Below are 16,551 nucleotides of genomic sequence, written 5' to 3' on the forward strand. Positions count from 1 at the left end.
ATTTATTATTCTAATTTTGGATGCGAAAAAGAAAGCATATGGGGTGTTCAAAAAATGAAAATACAAATTGTATTGTTTGATGGTTTTGGAGAACTTGTCTCCTTTGCACCTTTTGAAGTATTGAAAAGAGCGATAGAAGAAGGGGCTCCATTTACGGTTGAACTCGTATCAAGTGTACAGAAACAAGAAGTTACTACTTCATTTGGAATTACGGTGAAACTACATGATTTTTTACGAATGGATAATCGCCCAGATTTATTAATTGTACCTGGTGGAGGCTGGAATCATAAAGCTGGGCACGGAGCACGAAAGGAAGCTGAGTTTGGTACTTTGACTAAAATGATTAGAGAGATGCACAACGAAGGAACGATTGTTGTGGGAGTTTGTACTGGAGGTATGTTACTAGCTGCATCCGGTATATTAAATGATAAAAAGGCGACAATGCATCATTTGGCGCAGAGTGAAATGAGTGAATATGGAGCGGAGTTTCTTCCTTACAGAATTGTAGATCAAGGCGATATTATTACTGTAAGAGGAGTTACTTCAGGAATTGATTTAGCTCTTTGGGTTATCGAAAAGTTCGCAAGTCCTAAAATTGCAGCCGCTGTTGAATATAGAATGGAATATGAGCGGCGAGGTGTTGTTTGGAAGTAATTTAATTATATTTTTTGCTGCAGAGCGTATCAAATATTGTAAAAGAGAAAGAGTCAACTCATACGAGTAGGTTCTTTCATTTATATACTATATTGCTTATTTTTCACAGTAATATCTTTTTCAAAAAATCATAAAATAGATAATATATTTTGTTCCACATTGATAATTATTTTCATTATATATTTATAAATTAGTAAAATTTAGTTTACAAATTTGCGTACAACTTATATAATTTGACTCATATAAAAAAGTTTCCTTAAGGAAACTTAAACATGGATTTACATTCGCTTTATATTTTTTTGCTTAAAAGTTGCCTTTACGCAAAATAATTATATATACGAAAAAAAGAAAGGGGAATGCATAAAAAATGGATGAGGCTATAATTGTTAAAGATTTGTTTGTATCGTATCAAGGGAATCAAGTAGTTCAAAATGTCTCCTTCGATATTGAGAAAGGGAAGCTCGTTGGAATTATTGGTCCAAATGGAGCGGGGAAATCTACTTTAATGAAAGCTGTATTAGATTTAATTCCAAATGATAAGGGATATGTCCAAATCCTTGGAGAGGATATTCGAAGCGTTAGAAAGAGTGTTGCATATGTACCGCAAAGAAGTGATATAGATTGGGACTTTCCGATTACAGTTTTAGATGTCGTGCTAATTGGAACGTATCCATCTTTAGGTATGATGAAAAGACCGAAGAAAGAGCATCGGGATTGGGCGTTTGATTGCTTAAAAAAAGTCGGAATGGAAGAGTTTAAAAATCGCCAAATCGGTGAGTTGTCAGGTGGACAACAACAACGTGTCTTTTTGGCGAGAGCTTTAGCGCAAAAGGCAGAAATATTCTTCTTAGATGAGCCGTTTGTCGGAATTGATGTAACAAGTGAAGAGACAATCATTAAAATTCTTAGGGAACTACGTAAAGAAGGAAAAACGATTGTCGTTGTCCATCATGATTTAAGTAAAGCAGAATCGTATTTTGATAAATTACTATTAATGAATAAAAGCTTAATTCATTACGGAGAAGTACGCCAAGTATTAGAACCAACTGTTATGTCAAAAGCGTATGTGAATCAAGGAATATTGTTTAATAATGCAGCGGAGGTACATTCATCATGAAGATTGTAGAATTTATAGATGCATTAACGCAGTATAGTTTTCTGCAGAAGGCGTTATTAACTTCCGTTATGGTAGGCGTTATTTGCGGCGTAATTGGCTGTTTTATTATTTTACGAGGTATGGCATTAATGGGTGATGCCATTTCACATGCTGTTCTTCCAGGAGTAGCGCTTTCTTATATGATTGGAATGAACTATTTTATAGGAGCGGTTTTAACAGGTGTTATTACTGCAGTAGGAATCGGATTTGTAAGTCAAAATAGTCGTATTAAACATGATATGGCGATAGGAATTATGTTTACATCTGTTTTCGCTGTAGGGATTATTTTAATTACCTTTATGAAGAGTAGTTCTGATTTGTATCATATTTTATTCGGGAATGTCTTATCCGTTCGTTCTTCTGATATGTGGATGACACTGATTATTGGAGTGGTCATTATTGGTCTTGTAATGTTGTTTTACAAAGAATTACTCGTATCCACGTTTGATCCAACGATGGCGCAAAGCTATGGATTACCGAATAAATGGATTCATTATGGCTTAATGATTCTCCTTACAATGGTTACAGTAGCTTCACTTCAAACTGTTGGAATTATTCTAGTTGTTGCCATGCTTATTACACCAGCGGCTACAGCGTATTTATTAACAAATCGTTTATGGGTCATGATTTATTTAGCGGCAGGAATTGGTGCACTTTCATCTGTAGTAGGGCTGTATTTTAGTTTCTCGTATAATCTTGCTTCAGGTGCAACAATCGTTCTCGTTGCAACATTCTTGTTCTCACCGTCACAAGGTTTGTTTTGGAGAGCTATTAAAATTAGAAAAAATAGAGCAGAGTTGTCATAATTGATTGGAGGATAATGATGAAATTAAAAAATATTTTATTATCGGTAATTTGTATTTTCGTATTTGCGTTAACAGCGTGTTCTAGTAACACAAATGGGAAAGAAGAGGGTAGTGGAAAATTAAAAGTTGTAACAACATACTCCATTATATACGATATGGTGAAGCAAATTGGTGGAGATAAAGTTGAGATTCATAGTCTTGTTCCAATTGGAGCTAATCCACATGAATATGATCCACTACCGAAAGATGTTATGAAAATGACAGATGCAGATATGGTGTTTTACAATGGGCTAAACTTAGAAGAGGGCGGAGCATGGTTTAAAAAGCTATTAAAAACGGCAAATAAATCAGAGAAAGATGCACCGGTTTATAAAGTAAGTGAAGGTGTAGAAGCTATTTACTTAGAAACAAAAGGATTAGAAAAAGAACCAGACCCACATGCTTGGATGAATATTAAAAATGGTATTTTATACGCTGAAAATGTGAAGCAGGCATTAATTAAAGAAGATCCTAAAAATAAAGAGTTCTATACTAAAAATGCTGATGAGTATGTAGCAGAACTTCAAAAGTTACACGATGAGACAGTAAACAGAATTCATCAAATTCCTGAAGAAAAACGTTTCTTAATCTCTAGCGAAGGTGCTTTTAAATACTTTGGAAAAGCATATGACATTAAGACGGGATACATTTGGGAAATTAACTCAGAGAATCAAGGTACGCCAGATCAAATTAGAGATGTTGTAAGTTTAATTCAAACAAACAAAGTGCCAGCTTTATTTGTTGAAACAAGTGTAGATCGACGTAGTATGGAAACTGTTTCAAAAGAAACAAACGTGCCAATTGCAGGGACAATTTTTACAGACTCACTAGGTAAATTAGGTGAGGATGGAGATACTTACTTAAAAATGATGAAATGGAATATAGATACCATTATTAATGGGCTAAAAAAGTAGGATCTATCTGTTTTTCAATGTAGCGTAACTATTGAATTTTTATAAAATAAGAGATGAAAGAGCTAGCTCATATGAGTTGGCTCTTTTATTTATCCCAATATTTGCGGGCGGATAAGATCCCCTCCTTAAAAATTCAGCGAATGGGAGGGAGGGCTGCCCGTAAAATCCCAATGAATATGTACTAATAATCAGTGGGGGTGACAAAACTTCTAATAATTAAAGTTTCATTTTATAATTTTTACTTTATTAAAAGTAGATTTGTTAGAAAGGATAATCATTTATTGATATAATGAATGGATGCGAAGCAGGAAATAGATAGAAAGATACTGCTAGTAATTTATACTAAAAATGTAGGGAGATTGAACAGAGTTATGGGGAATGAAAAAGAAATTAGTTCCGCTAAATTAATATGGAAGATGACGCGCCCACATACATTAACGGCGACGTTTTCACCTGTAATTTTAGGGACAGTGGCATCACTTTATGTTGCCGAAATTGATTGGCTTTTATTTATTGCGATGATGCTTGCATGTTTAGCGCTGCAAATAGCAACGAACTTATTTAATGAGTACTATGATTTTAAACGTGGACTAGACACTGCTGAATCCGTTGGCATCGGTGGCGGAATTGTCCGTCATGGATTGAAACCAAAAAATGTGTTAACAGTTGCGCTTTTATTATATGTAGTAGCAGCTTTTATTGGCATTTATATTTGTATGAATAGCAGCTGGTGGTTAGTTGTCATTGGTTTAATTGGGATGGCAGTTGGCTATTTATATACAGGCGGTCCATTACCAATTGCGTACACCCCGTTTGGAGAATTAGTTTCTGGATTGTTAATGGGGACATGTTTTGTACTCATTGCTTTCTTTATTCAAACGAATACTGTAACGATTGAAAGTGTATTGATTTCCATTCCAATTGGAATTTTAGTAGGTGCAATCAATATGTCGAATAACATCCGAGATATCGAAGAAGATATTAAAGGTGGAAGAAAGACATTAGTAATCCTCCTTGGGAGAGAGAAAGCTGTAGTAACACTAGCGGTAGCCTTTTTCATTGCATATTTATGGATTGCCGTAATTGTATTAATGGGTTATATAAGCCCTTGGGCATTAGTTATGTTCCTAGGTTTGAGAAAGCCAATTTCTGCGATTCAAAGTTTCCAAAAAGGAGCAAAGGATCCTGGGTATATGCGCATCGCAATGAAATCAACAGCGATGACAAATACGATTTTTGGCTTCTTATTATCAGCAGGATTATTAATTAGTTATTTGTTTTAAATGAAAAATATTGTTAAATAGCTTAACCCCAATTTCTCAATTTTAATATAGAGAGATTGGGGTTTTTATTTTGACTTTGTTTAATGTTAAAAACAGTTTTATTTGAAATGAAAATACCAATAAATTGCAACTTCATCATTTTCAATATCCAAACCTTTATAAACAAGAAAATCAAACCCACCAATTACAAATCCACATTTTTCATAAAATTTACATGCTGTGACATTATTATTTTGCGTTTCAAGCATGATACCTGGCATATTGCCTTTTTTTGCCCACTGCTTTGCTTGATCAACTAATCTTTTACCAACTCCGAGTGAACGATATTTTTTATCCACTGTTATATCTTCTATGTAAGCATAGTGGTTCCAATTCTTTTTCAATACTATTAATCCGATGATTTGGTTATGTAACAGTGCTATGTAAATTACTTGATTAGGTTTATTTATATATTCATTGTAAGCCAGTTCTTCATTATCATCTTGATTTTGTAAATAACTTTTTTCATAACTCGGAACGTCTTCTACTGTATATTCTATACGTCTATTTACTTTGGAAAGAGAAAGAATTAACCGAGCATTCACTATAAAACTGTCATCGATCTTCGGGAAATTGTCTAAATCATTTTTTTCTAACTCTCTAATTAAAAGATTCATCGGAGCACCTCCACATAATAATATTTCTTCTAGTTCTTTATTTGATTCAAATTAATTCCAATTACAAAATTATAATAGAATTTCAATAGTATGGCTAACTCAGTATTTTATCTTTATAACAGCATGCTATTATCTTGATATAAAAATTTTGTTTAGAAAGAGTAGTATTTTTTATTTTGGATGTATATCCAGTGTTCAAATTTAACTGTATTAGAGAAAACAATATTTTTCTAAAGAGTGGATGCAATAAGTTATTCTTTAACTAATTTCGACATTATCTGCATTTTATCTTCACCTTCCTCTATTAATCTACTTATTGTAAATATCAACTGGAGTTAATGCTTAGCTGTATAAATAATGAATATGAAAATTAGTAGGGAAAGGATCGAAACATAATGAAAGAATCACAAAATAAGAAAAAAACAAATGTAGGAACTAAGGCAATACTATCTCTAGGAGTTGTTTTAGCAACGACCTTTTTCACGTTCTTTTTAATAGGAAAATGGAACTCTATTCCAGCGAAAGGAGTAGCTAATGAAAGTATTAAGCTAGCTAATACGCAACAACAAAAAAAGAAAGAGGACACATCACTGGCAAAACAGAAAAGACCTGATGGAAAACCGGTAGGAAAGGTTGTTTATTTAACATTCGATGACGGTCCTAGTGAATTAACTGGGAAATTTTTAGATGTACTAAAAGAACAAAATGTTGCCTCGACATTTTTTATGCAAGGTAGCAATTTACAAAATACAGGTTTTCAGGAAAATGTAAAAAGAGCGGTAAAAGAAGGACATTATATTGGTGCTCATAGTATGACACATAATAGTGATAAGCTATACAAAAAGGGACAATTTGTACCGGAGATGAAAGAAACGTTAGCTCTGATCCATAATATTACGGGTACAACTCCTAAACTAGTTCGTCCGCCATATGGATCTGCACCGGGATTAAAGGGTGAGGAAATTCGTAATCAAATTGTAGAAGCAGCAATAAAAGTTTGGGATTGGACAATAGATTCAAATGATTGGAAGCTAAAAGGTAATCCACAGCAAATTATAGAAAATGTAAAGCGTACAACAACAGAAGATGTGGAAGTAGTTCTAATGCATGAAAAACCACAGACATTATAAGCGCTTCCGGAAATTATTAAATTTTATAAGGAAAAAGGGTATGAATTCGGGGTATACAATGAAGCGGATCATTTTCAACTAAATTTCCAGAAAGATCAACGTCTATAGTATCAAATAAATAAATTAAGAGCATGTTCTGATTCATCTTTCTTCAGGACATGCTTTTTTTGCTTGTTTCTATAACCTCATTATTACCAATTTAACAAAGCATCAGTTACAAGTTACTTTATGGATACCTCATTTTAAAATAACTAACTTATAGAAAAAATTGAATAATTTTCATGTGTAAGGAGATTTTAAGAAGGATATAGAGGAGATATTTTCCTTTTGTTTTCTAGATAAATGATTACTTACCCAAAACATTATAGTGGAACGGTTTCTAAAGCGTTTCTGTCAAGAAATCCTAACACTAAAGTTCAAGTATAAAAACATAAACCATTCGATAAATGGGGTAGTATGATGAAAAAACTTAGTAGAAAGCGTTTGAGAAAAGATATTCAGGAACTTGAGAGTGCAAGTATGCTACTCCAAAATGATCAAGAGTGCGAACTCAAGCAGAGTGTATCTGCGAATGAAGAAGTTTTGAGACAAGTTTTTGAAAATTGTTCCGATATTGTTTTTCGTCCAATAATCATAGATAGTCAAAATAAAATTCTTTTTATTTATATAGATGGATTAGTTGACACTAAAGTTGTGGAACAAGTTGTTTTGAAACCAATGATGTTCGAAGGTCTGCCTAGTGGAGTAAAGAGTGTGGATTCGGTAGGAGAAATTATACAAAATCAGCTAATTGCGGTTTCTCAAGTAAAGACAATTTCAAAAGTTCGTGAGGTTATAGAAGCGGTATTGAAAGCGAATATCGTTATTTTAACAGAAAGAGAGAGTCAAGCTCTAGTCGCTGATTTAAAAGGTTTTGAAAAACGAGGTATTGAAGAGCCGGCTGCCGAGATCTCTGTTCGTGGCCCTCGGGACGGGTTTACGGAAACGATAAGGGTCAATACGAGCCTGATTCGCCGAAGAATTCGAAGCCAAAAACTAAAAATGGAACCTTATTCGATTGGGGAATTGTCACAGACAGATGTGGTAATTGCCTATATTGAGGGCATTGCACCTGATTTGGTTTTGGATGAAGTTCGCCAAAGGGTAAAGCGAATTCAAATTGATGGAGTGTTGGAGTCAGCTTTCATTGAAGAGTTTATTGAGGACCAACCCTTTTCGCCCTTTCCACAAATTCAAAATACTGAGCGGCCAGATGCGGTTTGTGCAAGTTTATTAGAGGGAAAAGTCGCTATTTTAGTCGATAACACACCTTTCGTTTTGATTGTTCCTATGACATTTTGGACAGGTCTGCAAGCAGCGGAGGATTATTATGAACGCTCCATCTACACAACTTTTGTTCGATGGATACGTTTAATATTAATTAATATTTCATTATTTCTTCCCTCTCTCTATGTTGCTATTACAACCTTTCATCCTAAATTAATTCCGACAAATTTGCTTATTAGTATTGCAGCTGCGAGAGAAGGCATTCCTTTCCCGGCTGTCATAGAAGCGCTAATGATGGAGTTTTTATTTGAAGGTTTGAGGGAAGCGGGGGTTCGGTTACCAAAACCTGTTGGATCCGCAGTTAGTATTGTTGGAGCACTTGTTATCGGGCAAGCTGCTGTGCAAGCAGGTATTATTTCGGCACCTTTGGTCATTGTTGTGGCGACGACCGGTATTGCGTCATTTGCGTTCCCACGCTACAACTTAGGAACGGCTTACCGGATGTTACGCTTTCCTATGCTGTTATTGGCAGGAATGCTCGGGCTATACGGTGTTGCAATAAGTACCCTTGCGATTTTGATTCATTTAACTAACATTCGTTCTTTTGGCATTCCGTATTTAAGTCCAGTTGCACCTCAGACTCCTCGTGATTTAAAGGATGTTTTTCTCCGAACACCTCGTTGGAATATGACCCACCGCCCAATAATGGTATCTGGTGAAGAGAAAGTCCGTTTTCCAGGTGGACAAAAGCCAGATGAGAAACGGGGAGGGGAAACAGAATGAGCCTGCACAAGGCACTCTGTATGATACTGGTCATTTCTTTATGCTTCTTGACGGGATGTTGGGATCGGACAGAATTAAATGATTTGGCAATAGAATTAGGATGGGGACTTGATCAAGCGAAGAACAATAAGATTGAAATTAGTGCTCAGTTTATTATTCCATCAAAAATGGGAATGGGACAGAGCGGAAGAAGTAATGCAGGAAAAGCGTTTTTTACAGAATCGGGAACGGGAAAGGATACACATGAAGCTATACAAATGATGCAAACAAAAATGTCGAGAGAAATTTTTCGAGGGCACCAGCGTGTAATATTGATTGGAGAAAAAATGGCTAAAAGTGGTCTTGCTCCAGTTTTAGATGCATATAGCCGCGATCCTGATATTCGATTACGAGTAGGTGTGTTCGTCATAAAAGGGAATACTGCAAAAGATTTTCTGAAAGCATCCATCCCTTTAGAGTCTATTCCGGCACTTGGGGCACTTAAAGAGCATATGCAAATAGAGGCAGCGGGAGATATGTCTTTGTTAAATTTTCTTATTGCTGGTACGAGTGATGGAATCACCCCGATTTTGCCCGTTATTAAACTAAATGTGTCTCCTAAAAAAGGTAAAACCGTGGTCAAAGGGTTTCAAATTGTAGGCGGTGCTATATTTAACAACGATTTCAAATTGGTAGGATACTTGAACATGCAGGAATGGTTAACTACTCTTTGGATAGTGAATCGTTTAAGTAAACAGACAGTTACAGCAACGGCCTCTAAAGGAAATGGTAGTGCAAGTTTATATATGACAAAGATCAATAGAAAAATCATACCTACTATACAAGGGGACACAATTAAGTGTGACATTGTCTTTTCTGGTGAAGGAACAATTCAGGAGAACAATACGAATTTAGATCTTTCGAAGCCAAAAAATCTTACTCTTTTAGAACATGTATTGGAAAAACAGTCCGATAAGGAAGCTCTCCAAACTATTAAAAAGGTTCAAAAACAATACGGAACCGATATCTTTGGATTTGGAGAAGCCATTCATCAAAAATATCCATCCGAATGGAAAGGGTTAAAAAAGAATTGGAGTAAACAATTTCGAAAAGTGGAGGTTTCTGTTCATACAAAGCTTACTATTCGGCGAGTAGGACTGACTGGACCACCGTTGCAGTTGAAGAAAAATGAAATGAAAAAATAAGGAGGAATATAGAGTGTGAGAAATTCGATGAAAATCTCTGGCAGGCAAATCTTTTGGATGATGTTCACATTTGAAGTGGGACAATCACTCCTTCTAGTTATTCCAGCGACGATTCGTACTGTCAAACAAGATGCGTGGATCTCGATTTTGATTGCAGGAGTGATAGGGGTTGCTCTTACTTTTTTGGCAACTACACTTGGTTCGCTTTATCCGAAACAAACTCTCATTGAATTTAGTCAAACTATTCTTGGTAAATGGCTAGGAAAGCTACTGATGATTCCTTACTTCTTTGGGTGGTACATGATAATTTGGATAACCGTCCGTGAATTTGGTGAATTCATTATTATCGCTTTGTTTCATAATACACCTTTGTGGGTCATTGTCTTTACTGCGATGTTATTGCTCATTTTTATCATTTACCAAGGAGGGGTGGAAGGTATTGGACGTTTAAGTGAAATCATAGGGCCAATTGTACTTTTAATGATAACGTTTGTAATCATTTTGAATGTTGGCAATATGAATTGGGATTATATGCGGCCTATTTATCACGATTCTGGCTGGCTTCCCATCCTTAAAGGTTCCTATACCCCTGTAGCCGCATTTTTTGGAGAGGCTGTTATGATGATGATGTTCGTTTTTTTTATGGATAAACCAGAGCAAGCGTCATCAAGGGCGATGTTGGGGGTAGGATTAGCCGTTTTCATGGTAACACTCGGAACATTAGCGGTCATTTTAACATTCGGTCCGAATTTATCTTCAAGTTTTTTGTATCCGGTTTACGATTTGAGCCGATACATATCTGTCATGGAGTTCATTCAAAATGTGGATATTTTGATAGTTATTATTTGGTTTTTTAGTATTTTTGTGAAATTGGCGTTATACATGTTTATCGCTTGTTATGGAACAGCACAAATATTTCATTTGAAGGATTGGCGAAAAGTAGCGTTAGTTCTTGCTCCTATTTCGTTTATCATAGCTGTGTCAGTTAAAAATATCCAGACATTTACCCATTATTACTACATATTTTTCGTAATTCCAATTGCATTACCCATTTATGAGCTAGGGATTCCTTTACTGTTATTGGTGGTTGGCAAAATTCGAAGGAAATATGCATAAACCCAATCGGTAATATGTTTGGAGGGCAGGTATACTTTTAGGTTTTTGAATAATATAAAAAGAGAAAAATCCTACTCATAAGTGTAGGGTTTTTTGTTTGTATATTACGTTACAAGAGTTTCCTTATTTTCTTCGGAATGTCTTTTTTAGAAATCTATGCAACAGAGCCTTTATAGTAAGAGTATCTTGTTGGGGATAATCAAAAAACGCATATCGCAATATAAAAATTCACTTTAATACTAAAGGATACATGACAACGATTCGTATAAATTCTTCTCAATAATTGAAAATAAAATCAATCCAGATTATTATATTGTTATTGTAATTATAAATGTAATTACATTTTATTGAAGGAGGATACATAGATGAAAAACTCAAAAGGCTCGATTGAATCAGAGATAAGCAAAGCAATTACTCACTGGGAAAAGGACTACCTAGGACGCGGATCTATATCCGTTAAGACAGATATATTGCGGGATATGATTATCGTAAATTTACAAGGTATTTTAACGCCGGCTGAATATACTGTTTGCGAAACAAAAGACGGTATGCTAACGATAAAGAAAAATCGTTCGGAGCTAGTTGAATCTGGAATTGAAGATTTGAAAGAGATTATTCTAGAATTAACTGGAGAAAAAGTGAAAAGCTTTCATACGGATATAAGCTCCCGTACAGGTGAACGAGTAATGATTTTTAAATTGTTTAATAATCTTGAGGAAAAGTTTTAAAAATAAAAAACAGCTTAAGATTAGGGGGAAATAAACTGAAAATGTAGCGGGAGGATTCAGAAGTCTACAAGTTTTGCGCTTTATTTAACTTTATTAACATGCTAATAATAAAAATTAAGTTATTTAAATGTAATAAAGCTTAACTCGAATTACTCTAAAAAATTAATAAATAAATTGACAAACTGCTTAATATAGTTTATCTTATAATTGTTTTAAAAAATTAATAGATGCTTATTTTAACTGTTTGCTATAATTAAGGCTTTAGCATTTTTTTAATATGTAATATTGACTAAATGAAAAAGTTTCTTAATTAAAAGATAGCGCATAACATAAATTGATATATTGATTGCATAATCTAGGAGATCAGAGATATACTGTTATTTTTAATAGGAGTAATACATACATTACTATCCTCTATAAAATGGGAGCTCTTCAAAAAACTTTATTGAAGTTAGTTGAAGTGAAACCGACAATCTCCATAATTCAATGATGATATAAAATCATTGAATTATGGAAGTTGTCGGTTTTTTTATGGGAAAAAACGATGCACTAAAAAGAGTGAATGAAAATTGAAATTTAAAAAATTATCTTAATTAAAAGGAATTTTTATAGGTTATTTTCGCTTAGAAGGGAGTATTTAATATGTTAATTTCGCTGAGTTCATCAACACTGTTAACATTATTTTTTATGGCGCTTAGTGCTTCTTGGCTAAGTGGATTATTGTTTTTAAATGCAAGGATGCCTTTACGTTTTGTTCATATCCATATTGGTATCGCTGCTTTGCCTTCATTGATTTCTTTACTCGCACTTGTTAATAACAATGGAGATAGAGTTGTAGGGCCTTGGCATCTAGATACTTTAGCTTGGTTAATGGCTTTCTTTGTTCTTACAATTGGTTTAATCATTCAGCGTTTTTCTGTACGTTACTTAATGGGAGACCGCTCATATCGAAAATACTTTGTACTTTTTACATTTACTACAGGTGTATCTTCGGTTGCATGGTTAAGTGATGATTTTCGCTTAATGCTCATTTTTTGGGGAGCAACGCTTATAGGATTGGTTCTACTCATAGGGCTAAATAAAGGGTGGAAAGTAGTTAGCGAAGCAACAAAAATCTCTGGCTATTTATTTACAATAAGTTGGATTGCGTTGCTATCAGCTATCATTTGGCTTTTTCAAGTAACAGGACAGTGGCAATTAACATCAGTTTTAACGAATGAAAATGTAGCGCTACATGGAACATTGGAGGGAACAGGAATTAACTTATTAATTATATTAGCGGTAATGATTCCAGCAGCACAATGGCCTTTTCAAAGATGGTTAATTGAGTCTGCTGTTGCTCCAACTCCTGTTTCTGCTATTATGCATGCGGGTTTAGTAAATGCTGGTGGTATCATGTTAACTAGATTTTCGCCTCTTTTTCATGATGATATTGCACAAATCATTTTACTTATTTTCTCTAGTATTTCTGTCTTAATCGGAACAGGAATTAGTTTAGTCCAAGTTGATTATAAACGTCAGCTAGTAGGTTCAACTATTGCGCAAATGGGATTTATGCTTATTCAATGTGCATTAGGCGCCTATTTAGCGGCTGTTATTCATTTAATTTTACATGGTTTGTTTAAAGCTACACTGTTTTTACAAGCTGGTTCTTCAGTGCAACGTTTTGGGGTAGTGAATCAGTCTAATGAAAAAATGCCCAATTTATGGATTATATTCGGGCGTGTTTTAGGATTATTTATAGCAATTACTTTCTGGTTTATGACTTCTGGAGAGGGATATCAACTAGTTAGTGCGTTAATCTTAGGCTGGTCACTTTACTTTTCATGGAAACAGCTTGTTGTTTTTGGAGAAGGAAGAATGGGACGAATTGCTGGCTTAATTGTTTTGATTGGATTTTCTCTCATTTACTTTACTGTTCATAATTCTCTTTATAAATGGTTGCATACTGACATTTATCAAAGTGTTCAACCTTCAGTTCCAGCCGTTATCTTTGTTATATGTATTTTACTATTTAGTAGTGCTATTAGTACTTTCGTTACTCGTAATCAATCTTCTACTTTATTCGCTGTACTTTATCTTTGGTTAGTTCGAGTAGGTGAGGCGAGAAGAAAGTCAGTAGAAAGTCACCCAAGCTATCTGAAACATTATGTATCAAAGGGAGGTAATTCGTGATGAGCATAACGTCAATATTAAAGAAAAATACAAACATTGATATGCAAGAAAATAATATAAATGATTTAGTTGCATCTGCTAGCCGAGTGATTGCACCACTTTGGCCTATCTCTACGTTTGCAGCTCACCACCCTTGGATGGGACTTGAAAAGCAATCATTTGAACAAGTCGCAAATTGGTTAAAAGAAGCTCGTAATGTGGATATTTATCCTAGTGCCTCCATGATTCATTCGGCAAAAGCGAAAGGTGAGATTGAGGAATCATTTTTACAAAGTAGTTTGTCTCGTTGGCTGGATTCACAATCTTTTCATATTCCGCGAGAGAAAGCAGAGCGATTTTGCCAAGCAGCTTTAAAGTTAGAGAAATTACCTTCTAGTCTATTATCATCGCCAGAATTAAATAAACTGGCAGACGAAATGAGTTATATAAATACAGGGAGTATGAAAGCCTCTGTTATGCAGCCAATAAGTTCGCTTATAGAGAATCACAATAGTGAAAACCTATCTGATATTCTTAATTATCATATCATTAAATGGTGTAAATTATATCTTGATGACTCCGGATCAAGTTGGACGATGCCAAATCGAGAGAAAGGTTTTTATCGTGCATGGCAACACCTTATTAAATTTGATCCAGCGCTCAGTAAAAATGAGCGTAAAGTTTTAAAAGATTGGCCACAAGATGCCCAAGTAGCTTTAGCGAGAGCATTATCTGAACTAGGAATTTCTGAATCTAACATACAAGCTTACCTTGAAGGGCACTTACTTTCTTTGCCTGGATGGGCAGGAATGATACGATGGCGCTCACAACAATCAATTCAGGAACATGAACTCCTAATAGAATATTTAGCAGTTCGAATTTCTATGGAGCTGGCTATTGCAAAACCTTATTTACCTTTAAAACATCAAAAGGTTGAGAAAAAAGTTGCACTCGTCCCGCTTATAGCTTCTTGGATCTATTGGGGAGATATTTCAACACGGGAATGGTTACAAATGCCTGCTGCTGAACAAAGCGAATTGTTAGCATTTGCATATCGTTTTGATGAAAATATTCACAGAAAACTTTGGCTCGAAGCTTGGGAACAGACGCATGCAGAGCAATTAAGGGAGAAGATTTCTTCTAAACAGCGTGTAACTAATGATAAAAAGCATGTATTAGCTCAATTAGCATTTTGTATTGATGTACGTTCAGAACCGTTTCGTCGCCACTTAGAAAAACTAGGTCCGTTTGAAACGTTTGGAATAGCTGGTTTCTTTGGATTACCAATTGCGACTAGTGAACTAGGTAGTAATGACAGCCATCCTTCTTTGCCAGTTATATTAAAACCGAAGCATCAAATAAAAGAGCTCACAGATGAAAACGAATTTAAATCTTATGAGCAACGTAAGAGGGTAGGCAGTTCGGTGCGTTATACATTTAAAACGATGAAACAGAACGTACTGACAAGTATGGCGCTACCTGAGTTAAGTGGTCCTTTACTTGGTCTACAGATGGTGACAAGAAGCTTTGTCCCAAGAGGAGTTGGTGGTTTCATTCGTAACCTTCGTAAAACTATGTTACAAAAACCTGATACAACATTCTCGCTTAATCATGTTCATGACACAAAGGGCGAGATACCTATCGGTTTTACGAAAGAAGAAAAAGTGAACTATGTGCGTCAAGCTTTAAAAATGGTGGGACTGACAGAAAAATTTGCTCCTTTAGTTGTAATGTGCGGACATAGTAGTCAAAGTACGAACAATCCTTATGCTGCAGCACTTGAGTGTGGTGCTTGTGGAGGAGCAGCAGGAGGATTCAATGCAAGAGTTTTCGCTACTTTATGTAATCTTCCAGAAGTAAGAGAGGCGTTGTCTGCTGAAGGCATTAAAATTCCTGAGGATACCATTTTTGCAGCAGCTGAACATAAAACAACAGTGGACGAATTGGAATGGATTTACGTCCCAGAACTTTCGGAAACTGCGCAAGAAGCATTTGATTGTATTGAGTCAATTATGCCAAATGTGAGCCAACATGCAAATAGAGAGCGTTTAATGCAATTACCTAATTTTAAAACGGAAATAAACAATCCTAGTAAAGAGGCACATCGATTTGCAGAAGATTGGAGTGAAATACGTCCAGAATGGGGATTAGCTCGTAATGCATCTTTTATTATCGGACAGCGTGAATTAACTCAAGATTGTGACTTAGAAGGTAGGGCTTTCCTTCATAATTATGATTGGAAACAGGATGAAAGTGGCGATATATTAGCTAACATTATTGCAGGACCAGGAACAGTTGCGCAGTGGATAAATCTACAATATTACGCATCAACTGTAGCTCCTCATTATTATGGTAGTGGAAATAAAACAACCCAAACCGTAACGGCGGGTCTCGGTGTTATGCAAGGGAATGCTAGTGACCTGTTGCCAGGCTTACCTTGGCAATCTGTTATGCAGTCAGATAGTGAGACGTATCATTCACCACTTCGTTTACTAATTGTCATTCAAGCACCTATTGAATATATAGAACGTTTGTTAAATAATGATTTCACATTTCGAGAAAAAGTTCAAAATGGATGGGTTAGACTTGCAAGTGTTGATCCAGAGGGACGCTGGAAAAACTGGTAACAATTATTATTGTTACTAGCTTAAAAGTTTCATAAATACAATAATGAAGAAGGAG

Annotated in this window: 12 protein-coding genes and 1 pseudogene; 12 read left to right on the forward strand and 1 reads right to left on the reverse strand. The window is 35.2% G+C overall.

Going from position 1 to position 16,551, the window contains the following annotated elements:
* The first annotated feature begins 54 nt into the window (after positions 1–54).
* From CGQ22_RS21360 to menA, 5 genes are all read left to right on the forward strand, one after another.
* Complete coding sequence (locus tag CGQ22_RS21360; protein ID WP_089149284.1) at positions 55–654, forward strand: DJ-1/PfpI family protein; 600 nt, start codon at positions 55–57, stop codon at positions 652–654.
* Between the two features lie 367 nt (positions 655–1,021).
* A complete protein-coding gene (locus CGQ22_RS21365; protein WP_074594182.1) occupies positions 1,022–1,771 on the forward strand; it encodes a metal ABC transporter ATP-binding protein in 750 nt (249 codons plus the stop codon).
* Positions 1,768–2,616 carry a metal ABC transporter permease gene (locus CGQ22_RS21370; protein ID WP_089149276.1) on the forward strand — a complete coding sequence of 283 codons (849 nt, stop codon included), beginning with the start codon at positions 1,768–1,770 and terminating at the stop codon, positions 2,614–2,616. Before CGQ22_RS21365 ends, CGQ22_RS21370 begins: the two co-directional genes overlap by 4 nt.
* A gap of 17 nt (positions 2,617–2,633) precedes the next feature.
* On the forward strand, positions 2,634–3,569 hold the full coding sequence (mntA, locus tag CGQ22_RS21375; RefSeq protein ID WP_089149277.1) for a manganese ABC transporter substrate-binding protein/adhesin MntA: 936 nt from the start codon (positions 2,634–2,636) through the stop codon (positions 3,567–3,569).
* A gap of 371 nt (positions 3,570–3,940) precedes the next feature.
* The gene (gene menA / locus CGQ22_RS21380; protein ID WP_000526083.1) at positions 3,941–4,852 is read left to right on the forward strand and encodes a 1,4-dihydroxy-2-naphthoate polyprenyltransferase; all 912 of its coding nucleotides are present in this window, start codon (positions 3,941–3,943) and stop codon (positions 4,850–4,852) included.
* A 98-nt stretch (positions 4,853–4,950) separates the two neighbouring features.
* Here the strand turns inward: menA and satA are convergent, their stop codons facing one another.
* On the reverse strand, positions 4,951–5,508 hold the full coding sequence (gene satA / locus CGQ22_RS21385) for a streptothricin N-acetyltransferase SatA (RefSeq protein WP_001050463.1): 558 nt from the start codon (positions 5,506–5,508) through the stop codon (positions 4,951–4,953).
* A 395-nt stretch (positions 5,509–5,903) separates the two neighbouring features.
* On the opposite strand from satA, the pseudogene CGQ22_RS21390 reads away from it, so the two are divergent.
* From CGQ22_RS21390 to CGQ22_RS21420, 7 genes and pseudogenes are all read left to right on the forward strand, one after another.
* Positions 5,904–6,746 (forward strand): annotated as a pseudogene (locus CGQ22_RS21390) (polysaccharide deacetylase family protein).
* Between the two features lie 348 nt (positions 6,747–7,094).
* Complete coding sequence (locus CGQ22_RS21395) at positions 7,095–8,687, forward strand: spore germination protein (RefSeq protein WP_003301784.1); 1,593 nt, start codon at positions 7,095–7,097, stop codon at positions 8,685–8,687.
* Positions 8,684–9,871, forward strand: a complete 1,188-nt coding sequence (locus CGQ22_RS21400; protein ID WP_000052108.1) for a Ger(x)C family spore germination protein — start codon at positions 8,684–8,686, stop codon at positions 9,869–9,871. The genes CGQ22_RS21395 and CGQ22_RS21400 overlap by 4 nt, the downstream gene beginning before the upstream one ends.
* Positions 9,872–9,898: 27 nt before the next feature.
* Complete coding sequence (locus CGQ22_RS21405) at positions 9,899–10,987, forward strand: GerAB/ArcD/ProY family transporter (RefSeq protein ID WP_089149286.1); 1,089 nt, start codon at positions 9,899–9,901, stop codon at positions 10,985–10,987.
* 365 nt (positions 10,988–11,352) lie between these two features.
* The gene (locus CGQ22_RS21410) at positions 11,353–11,715 is read left to right on the forward strand and encodes a Na-translocating system protein MpsC family protein (RefSeq protein ID WP_000798164.1); all 363 of its coding nucleotides are present in this window, start codon (positions 11,353–11,355) and stop codon (positions 11,713–11,715) included.
* A 642-nt stretch (positions 11,716–12,357) separates the two neighbouring features.
* Positions 12,358–13,890, forward strand: coding sequence for an NADH dehydrogenase subunit 5 (locus tag CGQ22_RS21415; RefSeq protein WP_000908946.1), 1,533 nt, complete (start codon positions 12,358–12,360; stop codon positions 13,888–13,890).
* Positions 13,890–16,496 (forward strand): DUF2309 domain-containing protein, encoded by a 2,607-nt coding sequence (locus CGQ22_RS21420; RefSeq protein ID WP_089149278.1) that lies wholly within the window; start codon positions 13,890–13,892, stop codon positions 16,494–16,496. Before CGQ22_RS21415 ends, CGQ22_RS21420 begins: the two co-directional genes overlap by 1 nt.
* The last annotated feature ends 55 nt before the right edge of the window (positions 16,497–16,551 follow it).

Source organism: Bacillus sp. M13(2017) (assembly GCF_002218325.1).
Classification (GTDB): domain Bacteria; phylum Bacillota; class Bacilli; order Bacillales; family Bacillaceae_G; genus Bacillus_A; species Bacillus_A thuringiensis_K.

Excerpts from the sequence above, each read along its gene's own strand:
- CGQ22_RS21360 (WP_089149284.1), top strand. The coding sequence starts at position 55 with ATGAAAATACAAATTGTATTGTTTGATGGTTTTGGAGAACTTGTCTCC.
- CGQ22_RS21365 (WP_074594182.1), top strand. The coding sequence starts at position 1,022 with ATGGATGAGGCTATAATTGTTAAAGATTTGTTTGTATCGTATCAAGGG.
- CGQ22_RS21370 (WP_089149276.1), top strand. The coding sequence starts at position 1,768 with ATGAAGATTGTAGAATTTATAGATGCATTAACGCAGTATAGTTTTCTG.
- mntA (WP_089149277.1), top strand. The coding sequence starts at position 2,634 with ATGAAATTAAAAAATATTTTATTATCGGTAATTTGTATTTTCGTATTT.
- menA (WP_000526083.1), top strand. The coding sequence starts at position 3,941 with ATGGGGAATGAAAAAGAAATTAGTTCCGCTAAATTAATATGGAAGATG.
- satA (WP_001050463.1), bottom strand. The coding sequence starts at position 5,508 with ATGAATCTTTTAATTAGAGAGTTAGAAAAAAATGATTTAGACAATTTC.
- CGQ22_RS21395 (WP_003301784.1), top strand. The coding sequence starts at position 7,095 with ATGATGAAAAAACTTAGTAGAAAGCGTTTGAGAAAAGATATTCAGGAA.
- CGQ22_RS21400 (WP_000052108.1), top strand. The coding sequence starts at position 8,684 with ATGAGCCTGCACAAGGCACTCTGTATGATACTGGTCATTTCTTTATGC.
- CGQ22_RS21405 (WP_089149286.1), top strand. The coding sequence starts at position 9,899 with ATGAAAATCTCTGGCAGGCAAATCTTTTGGATGATGTTCACATTTGAA.
- CGQ22_RS21410 (WP_000798164.1), top strand. The coding sequence starts at position 11,353 with ATGAAAAACTCAAAAGGCTCGATTGAATCAGAGATAAGCAAAGCAATT.
- CGQ22_RS21415 (WP_000908946.1), top strand. The coding sequence starts at position 12,358 with ATGTTAATTTCGCTGAGTTCATCAACACTGTTAACATTATTTTTTATG.
- CGQ22_RS21420 (WP_089149278.1), top strand. The coding sequence starts at position 13,890 with ATGAGCATAACGTCAATATTAAAGAAAAATACAAACATTGATATGCAA.